The organism is Chryseobacterium sp. BGARF1 (genome assembly GCF_001677955.1).
Taxonomy (GTDB): domain Bacteria; phylum Bacteroidota; class Bacteroidia; order Flavobacteriales; family Weeksellaceae; genus Chryseobacterium.
In genome coordinates this window covers 160,866-176,860 of sequence record NZ_LELA01000043.1, presented here as the reverse complement: position 1 = coordinate 176,860, position 15,995 = coordinate 160,866, and the positions used below count along the sequence as shown (strand labels likewise).

Genomic DNA, 15,995 nt, shown 5'->3' with positions numbered 1-15,995 from the left:
TCTATGTTTTGTGCTGGATATCCTAGCCCGTATAGAAGCGGTTACCCCGGAACATGAGTTGGAGAGTAGGAGGGATTTGGTGTTGGAGAGCGTTGGCGTGAGGAGTATGAGCGGATAGACGGAAATAGCTCCTGAAAATTGAATTTATGATATAAGAATCTTTTATTTTGTATACTAACACATTTAAGTATCAAGATAATAGATATTATTAAATTGTTTAAAGTTTAGAAATTCGTAAATTTGCACCATGATAAAAATAGGCAATATAGAACTGCCGGAATTTCCGCTGTTGTTGGCTCCGATGGAAGATGTGAGTGACCCTCCATACAGACGTTTGTGTAAATTGCATGGAGCAGATTTGATGTATTCGGAGTTTATTTCTTCTGAAGGTTTAATTCGTGATGCAATGAAGAGCAGAAAAAAGTTGGATATTTTCGATTATGAAAGACCTGTAGGAATTCAGATTTTTGGTGGTGATGAAGAGGCTATGGCAATGTCTGCAAGAATTGTAGAAACGGTGAATCCTGATCTGGTAGATATCAATTTCGGTTGTCCTGTAAAAAAAGTAGTTTGTAAAGGAGCCGGTGCAGGTGTTTTGAAGGATGTTGATATGATGGTACGTCTTACAAAGGCTGTAGTGAGTTCTACAAGTCTTCCTGTAACGGTGAAAACCCGTTTGGGATGGGACAGTAATTCAATTAATATTGATGAAGTTGCTGAACGTCTTCAAGAGACAGGAATTAAAGCTTTGACTATTCATGCAAGAACGCGTGGACAAATGTATAAAGGTGAAGCTGATTGGGAACATATTTCAAGAATTAAGCAAAATCCTAATATAGAGATTCCTATTTTCGGAAACGGGGATATAGACTCTCCTGAAAAAGCTTTAGAATATAAAAATAAATATGCGTGCGACGGTATTATGATTGGTCGTGCAGCAATTGGATATCCTTGGATTTTTAATGAAATAAAGCATTTCTTTAAAACAGGTGAAAACTTGGCTGCTCCAACTATTTCAGATAGATTATTAGCCGTTCGTCAACATGCTGAATGGAGCGCTGAATGGAAGGGTGAAAAATTAGGATTAATTGAAATGAGACAACATTACAGCAATTATTTCCGAGGAATTCCACATTTTAAAGATTTCAGAAGAAAATTCTTAGAAGTTTATACTTTGGAAGAAATGGATGCTGTGATTAATGAAACTCAGGAGTTTTATGAAGAATATCAAGCTCAACAAGCATAAAATTAAAACCCATCAAAATCTGATGGGTTTTATTATTTTTAGAAGCTTTGTTTAAATTAATATCCTTCTGAAGAAGAATTATTTTTTATAAGAGCTAATGCAGAAGAAGTTCCAATCCTTTTTACGCCTAGTTTAATCATCTTTTCTGCATCTTCCGGAGTTCTTACCCCACCTGCTGCTTTTACGGGAAGTTTGCCCGCATTATCAAGCATTATTTGAACTCCTTCAAAGGTTGCTCCGTTTGGTTTTCCGTTTTCTGTTTGAAAAAAACCTGTTGAAGATTTTACGAAAATATTTTCTAAATCTTTCTCATCAAAATTTTCTTCTGCCCAAGTTGAAATATTCTTGGTAAGGTCTGCAATTTGTGTATCTGTCAAAGCAGCAATCTCAATAATCCATTTTGAAATTTTTTGATGTTGAATACATAGTTTCGTACATCTTAAAAACTCATCTTTTACAAGTTCTAAATCTCCTTTAAGATAAGCTTCGTAATTAATTACAAAATCCAATTCATCAGCTCCGTCATTAATTGCTTGGGTTGCCTCAGCTAATTTTTCATCAATAGAATCTGTTCCTTCGTGAAACCCAATTACCGTTCCTACGATTACATTAGAATTTTTTTCGTTTAAAAAACGTTTAATTTCTGCGACATAGTCAGGGCGAATCATCACGGCAAGAATTTGATGATTTATCGCTTCCTGAGCTAAATCTTTTACAATTTGCAATGTTTCCTGTTCGGAAATTCCTGCCTGTTGTGGTGTTTTTAAATAAGTTGAATCTAAATATTGAGCAATGTTTATCATGATTATACTTTCAATTGTCTGTAAATACCTTGTTCCAAAGATATGAAAGTTTCGGTTCTTGTCACCCCTTTCAGCTTCTGAAGTTTGCTTAATATCTGCATCAAATGGTCATTGTCTTTACACAAAACTTTTAGAAAAATAGTGTAGTTTCCTGTTGTGTAATGTGCTTCTACTACTTCATTTACTTCTTTTAAAGCTTTTACCACTTCAGGATAATGACTGGGTTGGTCAAGAAACATACCGATGTATGATACTACTTTATATCCTATTTTTCTTGGGTTTAAAAATGATATAGAATTTTCTATAACCCCTGCCAATTCGAGTTTTTTGATTCTCTGATGCACAGCGGTGGTAGATATCCCTACTTGTTTAGATATATACGCTAAAGAACTTTTAGAATTGTCCATCAGCATATAAATAATCTCTTTGTCTAGCGCATCCAGTTGGTAGCTTGTACCGTCGTCTGTATTTTTCATCTCAATATGTTTTACTTTTAAAAGTCACTAACACCGGAAAATGGTCACTAAATCCACCTAAATATCTAGTTCCAGCATAAGTTCTGAAAGGTCTGCCTTCGAAACCTCTATTTTGGGTACTCATACTTTCAGGATTAAAAATTTTTGCGTCCTGAAAAGATAATGGAGCATCTGCTTTAAAAAAAGAATCAGACAGCATAATCTGGTCAAATAATAATCCGGACTTGTAATGAAAAGTAGAATATTTTTTATTTGAAAATAGTTTCTGAAAAGGATTGTGTAAGACCTTTTTCTGTGTATTGTCGTAAAGAATTTTTATCAAATTTTCATCATCCGGGTTTTGATTAAAATCTCCACATACAATTACATGTTGTTTATCTTCATTAATAATATTTAAAATTCTTCCACGAATTTCATCTATTATAAAGTTTCTTTTGGGCTGATTAATGTCTTTTTCTCTCTTCGAAGGAAGGTGAGCTACAAAAACATTCATTATTTCTTCTTTAAATTTTACTTTGGCAAAGAGTACATCCCTTGTTGTATCATAATTATCAGGTTTGTTGTCTACAATTTCAAAAAAGAAAGTGATTGCTTCAGAATCTATAATTTCTATTTTAGATTTATCATAGAGCAAAGCAACATCCACTTTTCGCTCATCGAGAGAATTGTAGTGTACAATTCCGTATTGTGAGCTGAAGGGATCAAGCTGTACCAGATCTTCTAATACTTTTTTTCCAGAAATTTCACATAAGCCTATAAGGGCAGGTAAAATTCCGTTTTCTTCTTTCATTAAACGAAAAACATGTGCAATTTTTGAGAGTTTAGTTCTGTACTTTCTATCATCCCAGTTTCGTAATCCTGATTTTGTGGGGTCGAGTTTATGAATCTGCGGCGGATCGGGCAAAAATAAATTTTCAACATTGTAAAAAGCAAAAAGCTCCATCGACATATTTTTCTAATTCTAATAAAATTTCAAATTCGAATTTACTATTAAATATAACAAAATTTTAACTCTTAAAAAAAGCTTCAATCAAATTGATTTGTAAAATCTTAAATTTCAATTACAATAATAATTATTCTCCAAATTTACGATATAAATTTCAAAAAAAACGATGTATTGTTCAATTAAAAACAATACATATGTATGTGAAATATATGGTAAGAAAATCCAGTAAAAAACAATAAATAATGTGAAATTTTCACCAAAACTATCTATTGCATAGTTTTTTAGGGCTTATTCTAAAAGATCAGGACGTTTTTCGGTAGTTATTTTTACGGCTTGATCATGTCTCCATTCTTCAATTTTGGCAAAATTCCCACTTAAAAGAATTTTTGGAACATCCAAACCTTTATAAGATTCTGGTCTAGTATAAATAGGAGGAGAAAGTAAATCATCCTGAAAACTGTCAGTTAAAGCACTTTGCTCGTCATTTAAAACCCCAGGAACAAGACGGATAATAGAATCTGCCAAAACACAGGCTGCCAATTCACCACCAGTTAAAACAAAATCTCCGATTGATATTTCTTTGGTAATATGTAGATCTCTTACACGCTGATCAATTCCTTTGTAATGACCACACAAAAAGATTAAATTATTTTTAATAGAAAGGGTGTTGGCAATTTTTTGGTTCAAAGTTTCTCCATCGGGTGTTAAATAAATGATCTCATCGTATTCTCTCTGAGATTTAAGTTCAGAAATACATTTATCTATAGGCTCAATCATCATCACCATTCCTGCGCCACCACCGTAAGGTTCGTCGTCAATCTGGCGGTGTTTGTTGATTGACCAGTCTCTCAACTGATGAAAATGTACTTCTACAATACCTTTATCAACTGCTCTTTTCAAAATAGAAGTTTGAAACGGACTTTCCATTAATTCTGGAAGCACGCTTATAATGTCAATTCTCATTGCTGCGTATTATTTTTTTGAGATGGCGAAATAATCAGACGTAAGGAAGAATCTTTATTAAAATAGCTCCACATCCAATTAAAAAATATCGCCAGTTTATTTCGAACGCTCAAAATAAGCATTAAATGTAAGAACATCCAAAAATACCAGGCTAAAAATCCCTGAAATTTTATAAATGGCAAGTCAACAACGGCTCTATGCTTTCCGATGGTTGCTAATGAACCTTGGTCTTTATACTCATATTCAACCCATTCGTTTTTATTTTTCCTCAGAAAGTTTTTGCCTAAATTTTTTGCCTGATTGATGGCAACATTCGCAACTTGAGGATGACCTTGAGGATATTTCGGAGTTTCCATGTAGGCAATATCTCCAACTGCATAAATATTGTCGTAGCCTTTTACTTTATTGAAACGATCAACGATATATCGATTTCTGACTAAATTTTCTGAAGGAAATCCGTCAATGACATTTCCTGTAACTCCTGCAGCCCAGATTACATTATTCGACGGAATTTCTTTGCCACTTTTCATGTAGACTTTATTTCCGTCATAGTCGGTTACAATTTCACCGCTCAGAAAATTTACGCCTAGTTCTTTTAAATATTTTTCTGACTTTTCCTGAGCTTCTGGGCTCATTACGGCAAGTGGTTTTTCGGTAGAACTTACGAGAATAATTTGAAGCTGATCAAAATTCATATAAGGATAATCTCGCGGAAGGATTTCTTTTTTCATTTCTGAAAAAGCTCCGGCTAATTCTACTCCGGTTGGCCCACTTCCTACGATAACGATATTCCAGTTTCCGTCGTCGCTTCGGCTTTTTTCAAGAATCAGTTTTTCGAAGGTCAATAAAACATGATTTCTGATGCTAATGGCTTCCTGAGTATTTTTCATTCCGAAAGCTTTACTTTCTAAATCTTTATTACCAAAGAAATTGGTTTTACAACCAGTCGCGATAATTAATTTGTCGTAAGTGAATTCTGCTTCGTCAGTAATGACCTTATTATTGGCCGGATCAATAGATTTTACATCTGTTAAACGAAACTGTGTATTTCTGGATTGCTGAAAGATTTTTCTGAAAGGAAAAGAAATATTGGAAGGCTCGATTCGTCCGCATGCAACCTGATAAAAAAGGGGTTGAAACATGTGGTGATTTACTCTGTCGAGAACAATTACCTTTTTATTTTTATTGTTCAGCGTTTTTGCAAGCTGCAATCCCGCAAAACCTCCTCCAATGATGATAACCTTTTCGCGTGTTTCCATAATACACAAATTTACTTATTTTATTTAGTATTTTTAAGGCTTAAAAAGTTAGTTTTACAAAACTTTATGAGCACTAAAAAGTACACCAAAAAAACTGCCAAAAACATCCATCAAACAAGACGAAAGAATTATTTTTTGCGTCGTAAAATTGTATTGCTCATCTTGGTGATTGCGCTTATCGGAACAGGTTTATATCTAAAGCAATCAATCAGTTACTATTATGCTTTATATTTTAATAAATTCTCTCATAAGAAGCTAAAAAACAGCGAATCTGAAACTCTAAGAATTCAGAAAATTATTTCAAATAATTTGGATAAAACGTATGGATTTGACATTTCTCATTACCAAAATAAAGAAGATATAAAATGGGATAGTCTGAGTATCGGAAATAAAACAATTCCTCTGGAATTTGTGGTGATGAGAGCAACAATGGGAAATCGAAATGCAGATAAAAATTTTGATGAATTCTGGGCTTCTGCAAAAGAGCATCATCTAATCCGTGGAGCATATCATTTTTACCGAGCTGATGAAGATCCGGTAATCCAGGCAAATAATTTTTTGGATAATGTAAAGCTTGAAAGTGGAGATTTGCCTCCGGTTTTAGATATTGAAAAGATTCCCAAAAGTAAGTCGAAAGAAAAACTAATTGAAGATTTAAAAGTCTGGTGCAAAATTGTAGAAGAAACCTACGGTGAAAAACCTATTATTTACACGTATTATCATTATTACAAAGATTTTTTGAGAGGTGAGTTTGAAGGTTACCCGATCTGGCTTGCCAATTACAACGATGTTCCCGAACCTTCACCTGAAGATCATTGGGATTTCTGGCAATTTACAGAAAACGGAATTGTGTACGGAATCAATTCTAAAATAGATCTGAATATCTATAACGGCGGAGTTTGGTCGCTGAAAAGCTTAACTTTAGATTAATTAATCTTTTCTTAATTATTGTTAATAATTCTTAAAAAATTATTCTATAAAATCATTTTTGCGTTAAAAAATTACAGATATTTGTGTAAACTAATACCTGAAAACTCGGCTGCCAATATTTTGGTAGTTGCTTTTTCGCTTTTTAAAAACTAACCATAAAAACTAATGTAATCATGAGAACAAAAATTTTATTGCTGTTTCTACTCGGATGGGTGGGGATGGCTTTTGGACAAGAAGAAATTAAAGTTGATGGAAATTATTATTTTAATTATCCTTCAAAAGAAAACTTAAATGCTTTTAGCAATAAAACAGACCTGAATCAAAAAACTACACTTCCACAAATTCAATCAGAAATTGAAGGATCAAGATTTAGAGTAAAAGTAATATCGATTACGGATGGAACTGTTAATTTTATTTTTGGAGATTTTGACGGATCAGATTTACAAGAAAAAATTAATAATCAATCTAAGCTCGGCAATAGAGAAAGTACTTATTTAAAACGATTAGAAGAAATATTCTCAAATCATCAAAATGATGAAGGTTTAAAAAAATTAATGGGGGAATTATCAAATAATTCTTCCAAAGTTGTAAAAGAAAAAAAAGGAGTCTACTCTTTACCTTTAGATAAATTTTTACTGAGTACAAAACCATTATATAACAGAGTTGATTGGCGAGTAGGAGTTTTTACTGTTCCTTTTAAATTACGCTTTGGTGATTTTAATTTCGATGCTAACGTTAATTTAGGAGCTAACATTGGTGCAAAAATCAGATGGAATAGAGAAATAGAAAATAGTCTTGCCTTAGAACCAATTTTTGGATTTGGCTTGGCAAGCATACAATTAGATGAGTCTAATAGCAGTACAGAGTCAGCTACAAATGTAAGTGCATTTACGATTAATACAGGTGTTTTGATTCATATTACAAACGCTATTAATGTTGGACTTACATATGGTTTTGATAATATAAGTAAAAACGATCAGAATAATTACAACTGGAAATATAATGGAAAAGGTTGGTTAGGAATAGGAATTAATATTTCTTTTAGCGGTCAAGAAGACAATACCGGCGATTTGTAATTACCCCTATGTATATATTCAACAAAAAAACCTTCCATCCGGAAGGTTTTTTTATATCATAAAAGATTAATCAATTACAAAGAAGAAGAATGAACCAACATATCAACCAATTTGTTTGAGTAACCCATTTCGTTGTCATACCAAGAAACAAGTTTCACAAAGTTTGGAGAAAGCATGATACCAGCATCTTTATCGAAGATAGAAGTTCTCTTATCTCCTACGAAATCCTGAGAAACTACAGCATCTTCAGTGTATCCTAAAATACCTTTCAATTCACCTTCAGAAGCTGCTTTGATTACTGCACAAATCTCTTCGTAAGAAGCACCTTTTTCAATTCTTACTGTTAAATCTACTACAGAAACGTCAACAGTTGGTACTCTGAAAGACATCCCTGTCAATTTTCCGTTCAATGAAGGGATCACTTTTCCTACTGCTTTTGCAGCACCTGTAGAAGAAGGGATAATGTTGTTTAGAGCAGCTCTACCACCTCTCCAGTCTTTCATTGAAGGACCGTCAACAGTTTTTTGAGTAGCCGTTGTAGCGTGTACAGTTGTCATTAAACCTTCTACAATCCCGAAGTTATCATGAATTACTTTAGCCAAAGGAGCTAAACAGTTTGTAGTACAAGAAGCGTTTGAGAAGATCTTTACATCGTCTGTAAGCTCAGTGTGGTTTACACCCATTACGAACATTGGAGTATCATCTTTAGAAGGAGCAGAAAGAATTACTTTTTTTGCACCTGCAGCAATATGTTTTGCAGCACTTTCTTTATCTAAAAATAAACCAGTAGATTCTACTACATAGTCAGCACCAATTGCATCCCACTTAAGGTTGCTTGGGTCTTTTTCTGCAGTTACTCTGATCTTTTTACCGTTTACCACAAGATCGTTCCCTTCTACAGAAACCTCACCTGGGAAAACTCCGTGTACAGAGTCATATTTTAACATGTAAGCCATGTATTCCGCATTGATAAGGTCGTTGATCCCTACAACTTCGATGTTGCTTCTTTCTGTCATTGCTCTGAAAACAAGACGACCGATTCTACCAAAACCGTTAATACCTACTTTAATTGTTGACATAGTGTTTTACTTTTTTAAAAATTATATTAAATAGATTAGATTGCTAAAATTTCTGAAATTAATAAAAGATCTTTATTGATTTCGTTGTGTTTTTTGATTGCCTCCTCGATCTCTGTATAAACAATATCGTTAGAACGCATTCCTGCCATTACGTTGGTTTGACCTTCCATTAATCCTACCACAGCTCCATAACCCAGCCTGCTTGCCAAAACTCTATCGGCACAGCTTGGTGAACCTCCTCTTTGGATGTGACCTAAAATAGCTACACGAATATCATAATCCGGGAATTCTTTTTGAGTTTGCTCAGCCAGTTCGTAGATATTTGCAAGTTTTTCACCTTCAGCTACAACAACAATACTTGAAGCTTTTCCTGTTTTTTCAGCATTTCTGAAGTTAGCAAAAAGCTCATCCATACTGTCTTTTTTCTCAGGAATAAGGATGTCTAAAGCTCCGGTTGCCAAACCACTGTTTAAGGCGATGAAACCTGCATCACGCCCCATCACCTCAACAAAGAAAACTCTGTTGTGAGAAGTCGCCGTATCACGGATTTTGTCAATCGCATCCATTGCTGTATTCAAAGCGGTATCATACCCAATAGTATTATCGGTTCCGAAAATATCATTGTCAATAGTTCCGGGAACACCAATTACTCTGATGCCAAATTCTTCATTAAAGATTTTAGCTCCGGTAAAAGTACCGTCACCACCAATGCACACCAAAGCATCAATTCCATATTTCATGCAATTGTCATACGCTTTTTGGCGACCTTCTTTGGTTCTGAATTCTACGGAACGGGCAGATTTAAGAATCGTACCACCCTGATTGATTATATTTTTTACGGAACGAGGCCCCATTTTCAGGAAATCATCGTGAATCAGACCATTGTAGCCCTCTCTTACACCGTAACATTCGATATTATAATAATTTGCGGTTCTTACAACCGCTCTTAATGCTGCGTTCATACCAGGAGAATCTCCTCCTGAAGTAAGAACTGCAATTTTTTTTACAGCACTTTCTTTCATCTAGTAAAAAATTTCAAACACAAATTTACGAAAACAAGTTCAGATAACTGTAGGATTTTAAGAATAACTTTAAGTATTAAGTTTTTACTATTGATTGGGATTATTATGTTAAATCTGGGGATTATTAATTCCTTTTGTGATGAAGTTTAATTATGAAAAATAAATTTGAAATTGTGATTATTGTAAAGTATTTATAACATAGTTTTTTCTGTTCAAAATAAAATTTTAATATTTCTATATCATTAGAAATTAATATCTTGGAGTACCAAATTTTAAATATTTTAGTATGAAAAAATGTGTATTTTACGTATTGGCAGTTTTTGCGCTGAGCTCTTGTTCCACAGAAGACATGCAGACCAATGCTATCGAAGCAGAAATTGTACAGACAGAGCCTTTGAGTGCAAGACAAATCAACGAACAAATTAATCAAACGACCAAAACGAAAGGAAGATTTTCCTGGAACGAAGCTTCATCACACTTTTTGTGGAGCGGAATTGTTCAGGGAAATAAAATAGCTTCTATCGGTTTCGGAGATTCGAAAGATGATTTTGATAGAAGTAAATCTTCAAATTCTGAGGCTTTACAACAGGAAATTTTAGATATCATTCAGCAATATGAAGGGAAAAACGAGCGAGTTTTGTTAGCTTCTGATGAATATTTAAATCAAATCGATGTTTATATCGAAAAGCAGGAAACAGTAATTGCTTTGCGAAAATTAAAATCAATCCGCTATTTCGAGCCTGCAGATTACCGCTATTTTGAAAATGAAAATAAAATCAATGGAACCGTAGCTAAATCAAGTGGAAGTTCTTCAGGTTGTGGATTAGAGTCAACTGCTCTGAGTGCTTCAGATTACACTACCGTAACTCCAAACGCAAAAGCACCTTGGTCATTCGCAAAACATAATATTACAAGCGCATGGAATTACAGCACCGGAGCGGGAGTTACCATCGGATTGATCGATTCAGGAGTTTCTTTTAATCAAAGTTTGTTGAGTGGCAGTTTTAATAACGGTTCGTCTTCGGGAAGAACAATCAGTAAAAACGGAGTGTATGTAGATTCTGTTTGGCCTTGGAGTTCTGGTTACGACGGAGCGGATGATAAATGCGGTCACGGAACGAGTATGGCTTCTGCAATGGCGGCTCCGAGAAACAATCAGGGACAACCGGTTGGTGTTGCCTATAATGCAAACTTGATCTCTTATCGTGCAGCTTCAAACGTTGTTTTGGATGGTTATCACGAGCAAGAAGGAGTGAAAATTGCCTTTACCAATCTTGGAAATACGGCAAGTGTGAAAATAATTTCAATGTCAATGGGACATATTTTCTCAGTCGGAAAAATTGAAGATGGTGTAAAATATGCTTATTCTAAAGGAAAACTAATATTCTGCGCAGGTGGAACTTCTACAAGCTTTACAACATTTGTCGGGGTAATTTTCCCAGCTTGGATGCCAGAAACACAAGCAATAACAGGTGTAAAAGAAAATACATCTAATCAGAAGTGTGACGTTTGCCACTCTGGAAGTGAGATCGATTTTACCTATCAAATGGAAAGAGCTTCCGGAAATAATATTCCTGTTTTAAGTTATTATAATGCACAAACCGATTATGTAGGTGGTTCTTCTGTGGCAACTGCTTCTACTGCGGGAATTGCAGCTTTGGTTTGGTCTAAAAATCCGTCATGGACGAGAGATCAGGTTTTAAATAAAATGAGACAGTCTGCAACCTATTATCCAACCAAGAATGCAGATTATGGATATGGAAATATTAATGTTTTACAAGCAGTACAATAGATCTTATCATTTTTGAAAGATCAAGATCTAGAAATTAAAATTGAAAAAGTAGCGTCATTATAAATGACGCTACTTTTTATTTTAAAAATTGTACTTCAATAGGTAATTATAGCTTTGAGCAGTTTGAAAACTTAACTGTTTTGTTGATTTGTATGTGATATTGAATCTTGTTTATTTTTATTAAAATGACTCTAAATTAGTGATATGTATGTGAAAAATTTCATATAATTATATATTTAGTAGTTATACTTAAAAATTAAAATACGTATTTATACGCTATTGATTTTGTTTGATCTGATGTAGCTTTGTCATGTGATCACAAACAAATACAAGATCTATCTTAAATAAAATTGGTGATTTAATTCTTAAATTATTCAATACATTCAAAAAACGATCTGTATAAAAAACTTTAACCTTGGAGACCAGAAACCATTCAAAACGGGGCGTAATCCGAAAAGCCACAAGAGTAGGAAAAAAACAAAATATTAATCATGACAACAGCACAAAAATCATTAGTAGGAGGATGGACAGCGTATCACGCTCTTACAGCAGAAGATCAAAAAGTATTTGACGAAGCAATGAGAGGATTCGTAGGAGTAAAATATTCTCCTAAATTAGTATCTACACAATTGGTTAACGGAACTAACTACCGTTTCAAATGTGATGCTTCTATGCCTCCTTCAGATGTAATTTGGGAAGCTATTGTGGAAGTTTATTGCCCGATCGAAGGCGTACCACATGTAGTTTCTATTACAAGGATCTAATTAGAGCATATCCATATTGTTATCGGAAGATCTTATCTTCCGATTTTTTTATGCAATAATTTTAATGATCAATCCCCCAACTGATAATCTAAAGGCAAAAGAAATTCAATTTTATTTTTAGCAAATTCTCCCTGATTGGTAAGCATGCCTGGGTTTGAAGTATTTCCGTTGGCATAGATCTCATAACTGTCATTTTCGGGATGAAGAAAAGAGGTCTGTACAATTGGGATCGTGGCTTTTACAAATTGTCCTTTTTTCAACTCATAAAAATACTTCTTGAAATTAATTTGCATCATATGATCATAATCCAGGTATAATTTATTGTCTGTTTTTTTAGTATAATCAATTTCAGGAATTTTGATTTTTGTAACTCCAATTTTATAAGGTGGCTCATTTCTTTTACGGGTACCAATATCTAAAATATCTTCTGGAACATTCATTGTCCCTTTAGATTTAAACATTTGTGCAAAATCCTTGAGACGTTGTAATTCTTCTTCAGTCGGATATTTTGAGTTCGGAAACTTGGTGATCTGATTCACAATGAATCCTTCATCAGCAACTTTATTTGCAAAAACACTTCTGAAAAAATGTACTTGGCTGCCGTCATAGGCATTCATTCTATTCAACTTTACTTTATCGTTGCTTTTTGTTTCTTTGAAGAAGCTGGTGCCCACAAATCGGGTTGTGTTTTCATCAAAATTTGCAGAAAATTCTACAAGATTATATTCTATAGTGTATCCTAAGTTTTTATTTTCAATGATTAAAGTTTGTGGCGCTTTTACCCTTAAAACTTTATTCGTTTTATCGTAAGAAAATTTTAGCGAACGTTGATTTTTAATCCTTACATTTTCTTTATCATATCCAATGAAAGAATCCAGAAAGAAATTGATGTAATTTTTATACGTGGCTTCTGTAAACGGAATGATGACAACTTCTTCAATTTTCTTCGCTTTTATCAAAACCACTTTCAGTTTTTTATTTAAAAGCTCCGAAGTGTTTACAGTAAAAGTTTCGTAATCATCTTTCTGAAAAACCAGGTTGTTATTATTTGTTGAATTGAGGCTAAAACTTCCGTCTGCTGCAGAAATAGTTCCGGTCTTTGTTCCGTCTAAATAAATATTGACATCGGCAATCGGTTTGCCGATATCATTAACGACTGTGCCATTTATGGTTTGTGACAGAAGCACATAAAAAGGACAAATCATTAAGAAAAGCAATACTGTTTTTTTCATGGTAAACAATATTACTAAATTTATAGTGATAAAAAAAAGAAGGCTAAAAGAAATTTAATTTAACCGATTTTCACACTTGTCATACTTAGCGAACCGCCAATTAAATCATCATTAAATAAAACCAGGTCTTCCGATTTATTTTTTAAACCTAAAGAATAGATCAATGGCAAATAATGATCGGGTGTAGGAATGGCGTATTGCAGAGAAGTTCCCTGTTTTTGATAATCAATAAGGTTCTGAAAATTTCCGTCAAGAAGCCAGTTGTTGGTTTTTTCACGAGCTTCAATTGCCCAGTCCCAACCCGCGCCAACAGTATCAATGTTTCGCCAGTCAATTAATCTTAGATTATGCACAATATTGCCGCTTCCGATAATTAAAATACCTTTTTCTCTTAATTTCTCTAATTTTTTAGCCAAATCAAAATGATATTGCGGTGGTTTTGTATAATCAATACTTAACTGAATCACGGGAATATCAGCATTGGGATACATGTGTTTAATTACAGACCAAGCTCCATGATCAAGCCCCCAATTGTGGTCTTCTTCAACGATTAGATTTAAAATATCTGCAACTTCATGTGCTAATTCAGGATTTCCGGGAGCAGGATATTGCACATCAAACAAAGCTTGCGGAAAACCACCAAAATCATGAATCGTTTTGGGCATATCCATCGCAGTAACTTTTGTTCCGCGGGTGAACCAGTGTGCAGAAATACACAAAATCGCATTAGGTTTCGGAATTTCTTTTGCCACATTTCTAAAACCCTGTACAAACTGATTTTCTTCAATGGCATTCATCGGAGAACCGTGACCAAGAAAAAGAACCGGCATTTTCTGTGAATTTTTAAACTGGCTGCTTATATTCTGTAAATCGTTGAGATTCATTTATATTTAGATTAAAAAAGGTTCAAGGTTAAATAATAATCCCTGAACCTTCTGATTTAAAAAACTAATTATTTCATTATTCCACGTTTTTGTGGCTTGCAGAAATTTATTTTAAAATTAAGCTTGTTTTACAAACTGCAATTCACCTGCAATTTTCACTTCATCGCTTACCATTACACCTCCTGCTTCAAGAGCTGCATTCCAGTTAAGACCGAAATCTTTTCTGTTGATTTTTCCTTCAAAAGAAAAACCTGCTTTTGTATTTCCCCAAGGATCTACGTTGATTCCTCCGAAATCTACATCCAAAGTAATTGGTTTTGTAATACCATTTACAGTAAGATTTCCAGTTACAGAATTGTTAAGAGCATTAGACTCAAAAGTAATGGTTGGGTTAGCTTCTGCATTAAAGAATTCGGCAGATTTTAAGTGATTATCTCTGTCTGTATTGTGAGTAGAGATAGAATCTACATTGATGGTTGCGGTAGTTTTTGCATTGGCAAAAGTATCGTCCTCAGCTTCGATTTCTGCATTGAAGTTTGTGAAATTACCTTTGATGTTAGAAATCATCATGTGTTTTACTTTAAAAGTAATCTCACTGTGCGCTGGGTCTAAATTCCATTTTGTAGCCATTGTATGTATTTTTTTGTTGTTATTTATAATGCAAATCTAAGACAAGAATGATTTCCAATTCATTGACTTAGGATAAGAAATTAATTTTTATATAAATTTAATGAGAATTCTGCAGTTATTTGTTCGTTGAAGAAGCAAATTCTTATTTTAGGTTTAAAAATTCATTAATAATTAAAGAAAATAATTCTATTTTTGTTAGATAATGGAAAATAAATCCCCGTTTTTAGATACTTTGTTTCTTCTTAGAAAAGAAGGCGCACTGACTATTTTTTCAGATCTTAAAATATTGACTAAAAAAGAAGAAAATGAGGCGGAAGATTTTTTTGAATCTGAATTTGAAAAAGAAAGATTAGATTTTTTATCCGATAAGATTCCATTCAATAAAGAAGCTGCCATTTGGGCTGCTAAAATTTTGTATCACAGTGCACAGTTGTATTTAATAAGAAAAGATACGGCGAAAGATTTAGAAAAACTGATTCCTCAATATCAAGGTGAAAAAGATGTTTCCGCAATTTTATCTGCAGATTTGTCGTTGAGGTTTTTACCACAATTATTCGATGCACTTCAGGTTGCAGACTCTACAGATCCTTTGGTGAAATTGCTGGAAAATATTTTACATCAGTTTCATTATTCAGGAATTGGATTAGATTTAAATCTTGAAAAAATCAATTGGGAAGAAGAATTAAAAGACAAAACCTACCGAAAATTATATCTTGAAAGAATCGTTGAAAAGAAAGCCTATAAACTGGCAGAAATTCCCTACATCAACCAATTGCTGATCGCAGAATTTGGAATGTATAAAGATACTTTTTGGAAAGAATTAAAAATAGTAGAAAACTAATCTGTTTGTATTTCTTGGCTGAGTAGAACGCCTTTGCGAACTTAAAAACGGT

16 protein-coding genes are annotated in these 15,995 nt (G+C 33.7%); 6 read left to right on the top strand and 10 right to left on the bottom strand.

Translation table 11 applies throughout. The features are described from left to right. The first annotated feature begins 247 nt into the window (after nt 1–247). Nucleotides 248–1,246: a tRNA dihydrouridine synthase DusB gene (gene dusB, locus AB671_RS09150; RefSeq protein WP_066679497.1), complete on the top strand. Its 999-nt coding sequence runs from the start codon at nt 248–250 to the stop codon at nt 1,244–1,246. A gap of 56 nt (nt 1,247–1,302) precedes the next feature. Here dusB and deoC read toward each other — a convergent pair whose 3' ends face one another. The 5 genes from deoC to AB671_RS09125 form a co-directional block, all read right to left on the bottom strand. Further along, complete coding sequence (gene deoC, locus AB671_RS09145; protein ID WP_066679498.1) at nt 1,303–2,049, bottom strand: deoxyribose-phosphate aldolase; 747 nt, start codon at nt 2,047–2,049, stop codon at nt 1,303–1,305. Nucleotides 2,050–2,051: 2 nt separating this feature from the next. Next, nucleotides 2,052–2,525, bottom strand: coding sequence for an Lrp/AsnC ligand binding domain-containing protein (locus AB671_RS09140; RefSeq protein ID WP_066679499.1), 474 nt, complete (start codon nt 2,523–2,525; stop codon nt 2,052–2,054). Between the two features lies 1 nt (nt 2,526). After that, entirely contained in the window at nt 2,527–3,468 is a 942-nt protein-coding gene (locus AB671_RS09135) for an endonuclease (RefSeq protein WP_082987270.1), read from the bottom strand. 291 nt (nt 3,469–3,759) lie between these two features. Beyond that, nucleotides 3,760–4,434 carry a tRNA (guanosine(37)-N1)-methyltransferase TrmD gene (trmD, locus tag AB671_RS09130; protein WP_066679501.1) on the bottom strand — a complete coding sequence of 225 codons (675 nt, stop codon included), beginning with the start codon at nt 4,432–4,434 and terminating at the stop codon, nt 3,760–3,762. Continuing rightward, on the bottom strand, nt 4,431–5,693 hold the full coding sequence (locus AB671_RS09125; protein ID WP_066679502.1) for an NAD(P)/FAD-dependent oxidoreductase: 1,263 nt from the start codon (nt 5,691–5,693) through the stop codon (nt 4,431–4,433). Before AB671_RS09125 ends, trmD begins: the two co-directional genes overlap by 4 nt. Before the next feature lie 66 nt (nt 5,694–5,759). On the opposite strand from AB671_RS09125, the gene AB671_RS09120 reads away from it, so the two are divergent. Together AB671_RS09120 and AB671_RS09115 are read left to right on the top strand one after the other, a co-directional pair. After that, nucleotides 5,760–6,623 carry a glycoside hydrolase family 25 protein gene (locus AB671_RS09120; protein ID WP_185114100.1) on the top strand — a complete coding sequence of 288 codons (864 nt, stop codon included), beginning with the start codon at nt 5,760–5,762 and terminating at the stop codon, nt 6,621–6,623. A 173-nt stretch (nt 6,624–6,796) separates the two neighbouring features. Further along, complete coding sequence (locus AB671_RS09115; protein ID WP_066679503.1) at nt 6,797–7,699, top strand: hypothetical protein; 903 nt, start codon at nt 6,797–6,799, stop codon at nt 7,697–7,699. Nucleotides 7,700–7,773: 74 nt separating this feature from the next. Here AB671_RS09115 and gap read toward each other — a convergent pair whose 3' ends face one another. Together gap and pfkA are read right to left on the bottom strand one after the other, a co-directional pair. After that, on the bottom strand, nt 7,774–8,778 hold the full coding sequence (gene gap / locus AB671_RS09110) for a type I glyceraldehyde-3-phosphate dehydrogenase (RefSeq protein ID WP_066679504.1): 1,005 nt from the start codon (nt 8,776–8,778) through the stop codon (nt 7,774–7,776). Between the two features lie 35 nt (nt 8,779–8,813). Further along, nucleotides 8,814–9,800 carry a 6-phosphofructokinase gene (gene pfkA / locus AB671_RS09105; protein ID WP_066679505.1) on the bottom strand — a complete coding sequence of 329 codons (987 nt, stop codon included), beginning with the start codon at nt 9,798–9,800 and terminating at the stop codon, nt 8,814–8,816. 286 nt (nt 9,801–10,086) lie between these two features. On the opposite strand from pfkA, the gene AB671_RS09100 reads away from it, so the two are divergent. Together AB671_RS09100 and AB671_RS09095 are read left to right on the top strand one after the other, a co-directional pair. Then, nucleotides 10,087–11,592, top strand: coding sequence for a S8 family peptidase (locus AB671_RS09100; RefSeq protein WP_066679506.1), 1,506 nt, complete (start codon nt 10,087–10,089; stop codon nt 11,590–11,592). Nucleotides 11,593–12,083: 491 nt separating this feature from the next. Then, nucleotides 12,084–12,356 carry a hypothetical protein gene (locus AB671_RS09095; protein ID WP_066679507.1) on the top strand — a complete coding sequence of 91 codons (273 nt, stop codon included), beginning with the start codon at nt 12,084–12,086 and terminating at the stop codon, nt 12,354–12,356. Between the two features lie 68 nt (nt 12,357–12,424). On the opposite strand, the gene AB671_RS09090 is transcribed toward AB671_RS09095, so the two are convergent. From AB671_RS09090 to AB671_RS09080, 3 genes are all read right to left on the bottom strand, one after another. Next, nucleotides 12,425–13,588: a carboxypeptidase-like regulatory domain-containing protein gene (locus AB671_RS09090; protein ID WP_066679508.1), complete on the bottom strand. Its 1,164-nt coding sequence runs from the start codon at nt 13,586–13,588 to the stop codon at nt 12,425–12,427. A gap of 59 nt (nt 13,589–13,647) precedes the next feature. Next, nucleotides 13,648–14,472, bottom strand: a complete 825-nt coding sequence (gene ygiD, locus AB671_RS09085) for a 4,5-DOPA dioxygenase extradiol (protein ID WP_066679509.1) — start codon at nt 14,470–14,472, stop codon at nt 13,648–13,650. Nucleotides 14,473–14,589: 117 nt separating this feature from the next. Continuing rightward, nucleotides 14,590–15,102, bottom strand: a complete 513-nt coding sequence (locus tag AB671_RS09080) for a YceI family protein (protein ID WP_066679510.1) — start codon at nt 15,100–15,102, stop codon at nt 14,590–14,592. A gap of 202 nt (nt 15,103–15,304) precedes the next feature. Between AB671_RS09080 and AB671_RS09075 the strand changes: the two genes are divergently transcribed. After that, nucleotides 15,305–15,943 carry a hypothetical protein gene (locus AB671_RS09075; protein ID WP_066679511.1) on the top strand — a complete coding sequence of 213 codons (639 nt, stop codon included), beginning with the start codon at nt 15,305–15,307 and terminating at the stop codon, nt 15,941–15,943. The last annotated feature ends 52 nt before the right edge of the window (nt 15,944–15,995 follow it).

Bases quoted from the DNA above. Each gene is read 5' to 3' on its own strand.
- dusB (WP_066679497.1), top strand. From the start codon at position 248: ATGATAAAAATAGGCAATATAGAACTGCCGGAATTTCCGCTGTTGTTG.
- deoC (WP_066679498.1), bottom strand. From the start codon at position 2,049: ATGATAAACATTGCTCAATATTTAGATTCAACTTATTTAAAAACACCA.
- AB671_RS09140 (WP_066679499.1), bottom strand. From the start codon at position 2,525: ATGAAAAATACAGACGACGGTACAAGCTACCAACTGGATGCGCTAGAC.
- AB671_RS09135 (WP_082987270.1), bottom strand. From the start codon at position 3,468: ATGGAGCTTTTTGCTTTTTACAATGTTGAAAATTTATTTTTGCCCGAT.
- trmD (WP_066679501.1), bottom strand. From the start codon at position 4,434: ATGAGAATTGACATTATAAGCGTGCTTCCAGAATTAATGGAAAGTCCG.
- AB671_RS09125 (WP_066679502.1), bottom strand. From the start codon at position 5,693: ATGGAAACACGCGAAAAGGTTATCATCATTGGAGGAGGTTTTGCGGGA.
- AB671_RS09120 (WP_185114100.1), top strand. From the start codon at position 5,760: ATGAGCACTAAAAAGTACACCAAAAAAACTGCCAAAAACATCCATCAA.
- AB671_RS09115 (WP_066679503.1), top strand. From the start codon at position 6,797: ATGAGAACAAAAATTTTATTGCTGTTTCTACTCGGATGGGTGGGGATG.
- gap (WP_066679504.1), bottom strand. From the start codon at position 8,778: ATGTCAACAATTAAAGTAGGTATTAACGGTTTTGGTAGAATCGGTCGT.
- pfkA (WP_066679505.1), bottom strand. From the start codon at position 9,800: ATGAAAGAAAGTGCTGTAAAAAAAATTGCAGTTCTTACTTCAGGAGGA.
- AB671_RS09100 (WP_066679506.1), top strand. From the start codon at position 10,087: ATGAAAAAATGTGTATTTTACGTATTGGCAGTTTTTGCGCTGAGCTCT.
- AB671_RS09095 (WP_066679507.1), top strand. From the start codon at position 12,084: ATGACAACAGCACAAAAATCATTAGTAGGAGGATGGACAGCGTATCAC.
- AB671_RS09090 (WP_066679508.1), bottom strand. From the start codon at position 13,588: ATGAAAAAAACAGTATTGCTTTTCTTAATGATTTGTCCTTTTTATGTG.
- ygiD (WP_066679509.1), bottom strand. From the start codon at position 14,472: ATGAATCTCAACGATTTACAGAATATAAGCAGCCAGTTTAAAAATTCA.
- AB671_RS09080 (WP_066679510.1), bottom strand. From the start codon at position 15,102: ATGGCTACAAAATGGAATTTAGACCCAGCGCACAGTGAGATTACTTTT.
- AB671_RS09075 (WP_066679511.1), top strand. From the start codon at position 15,305: ATGGAAAATAAATCCCCGTTTTTAGATACTTTGTTTCTTCTTAGAAAA.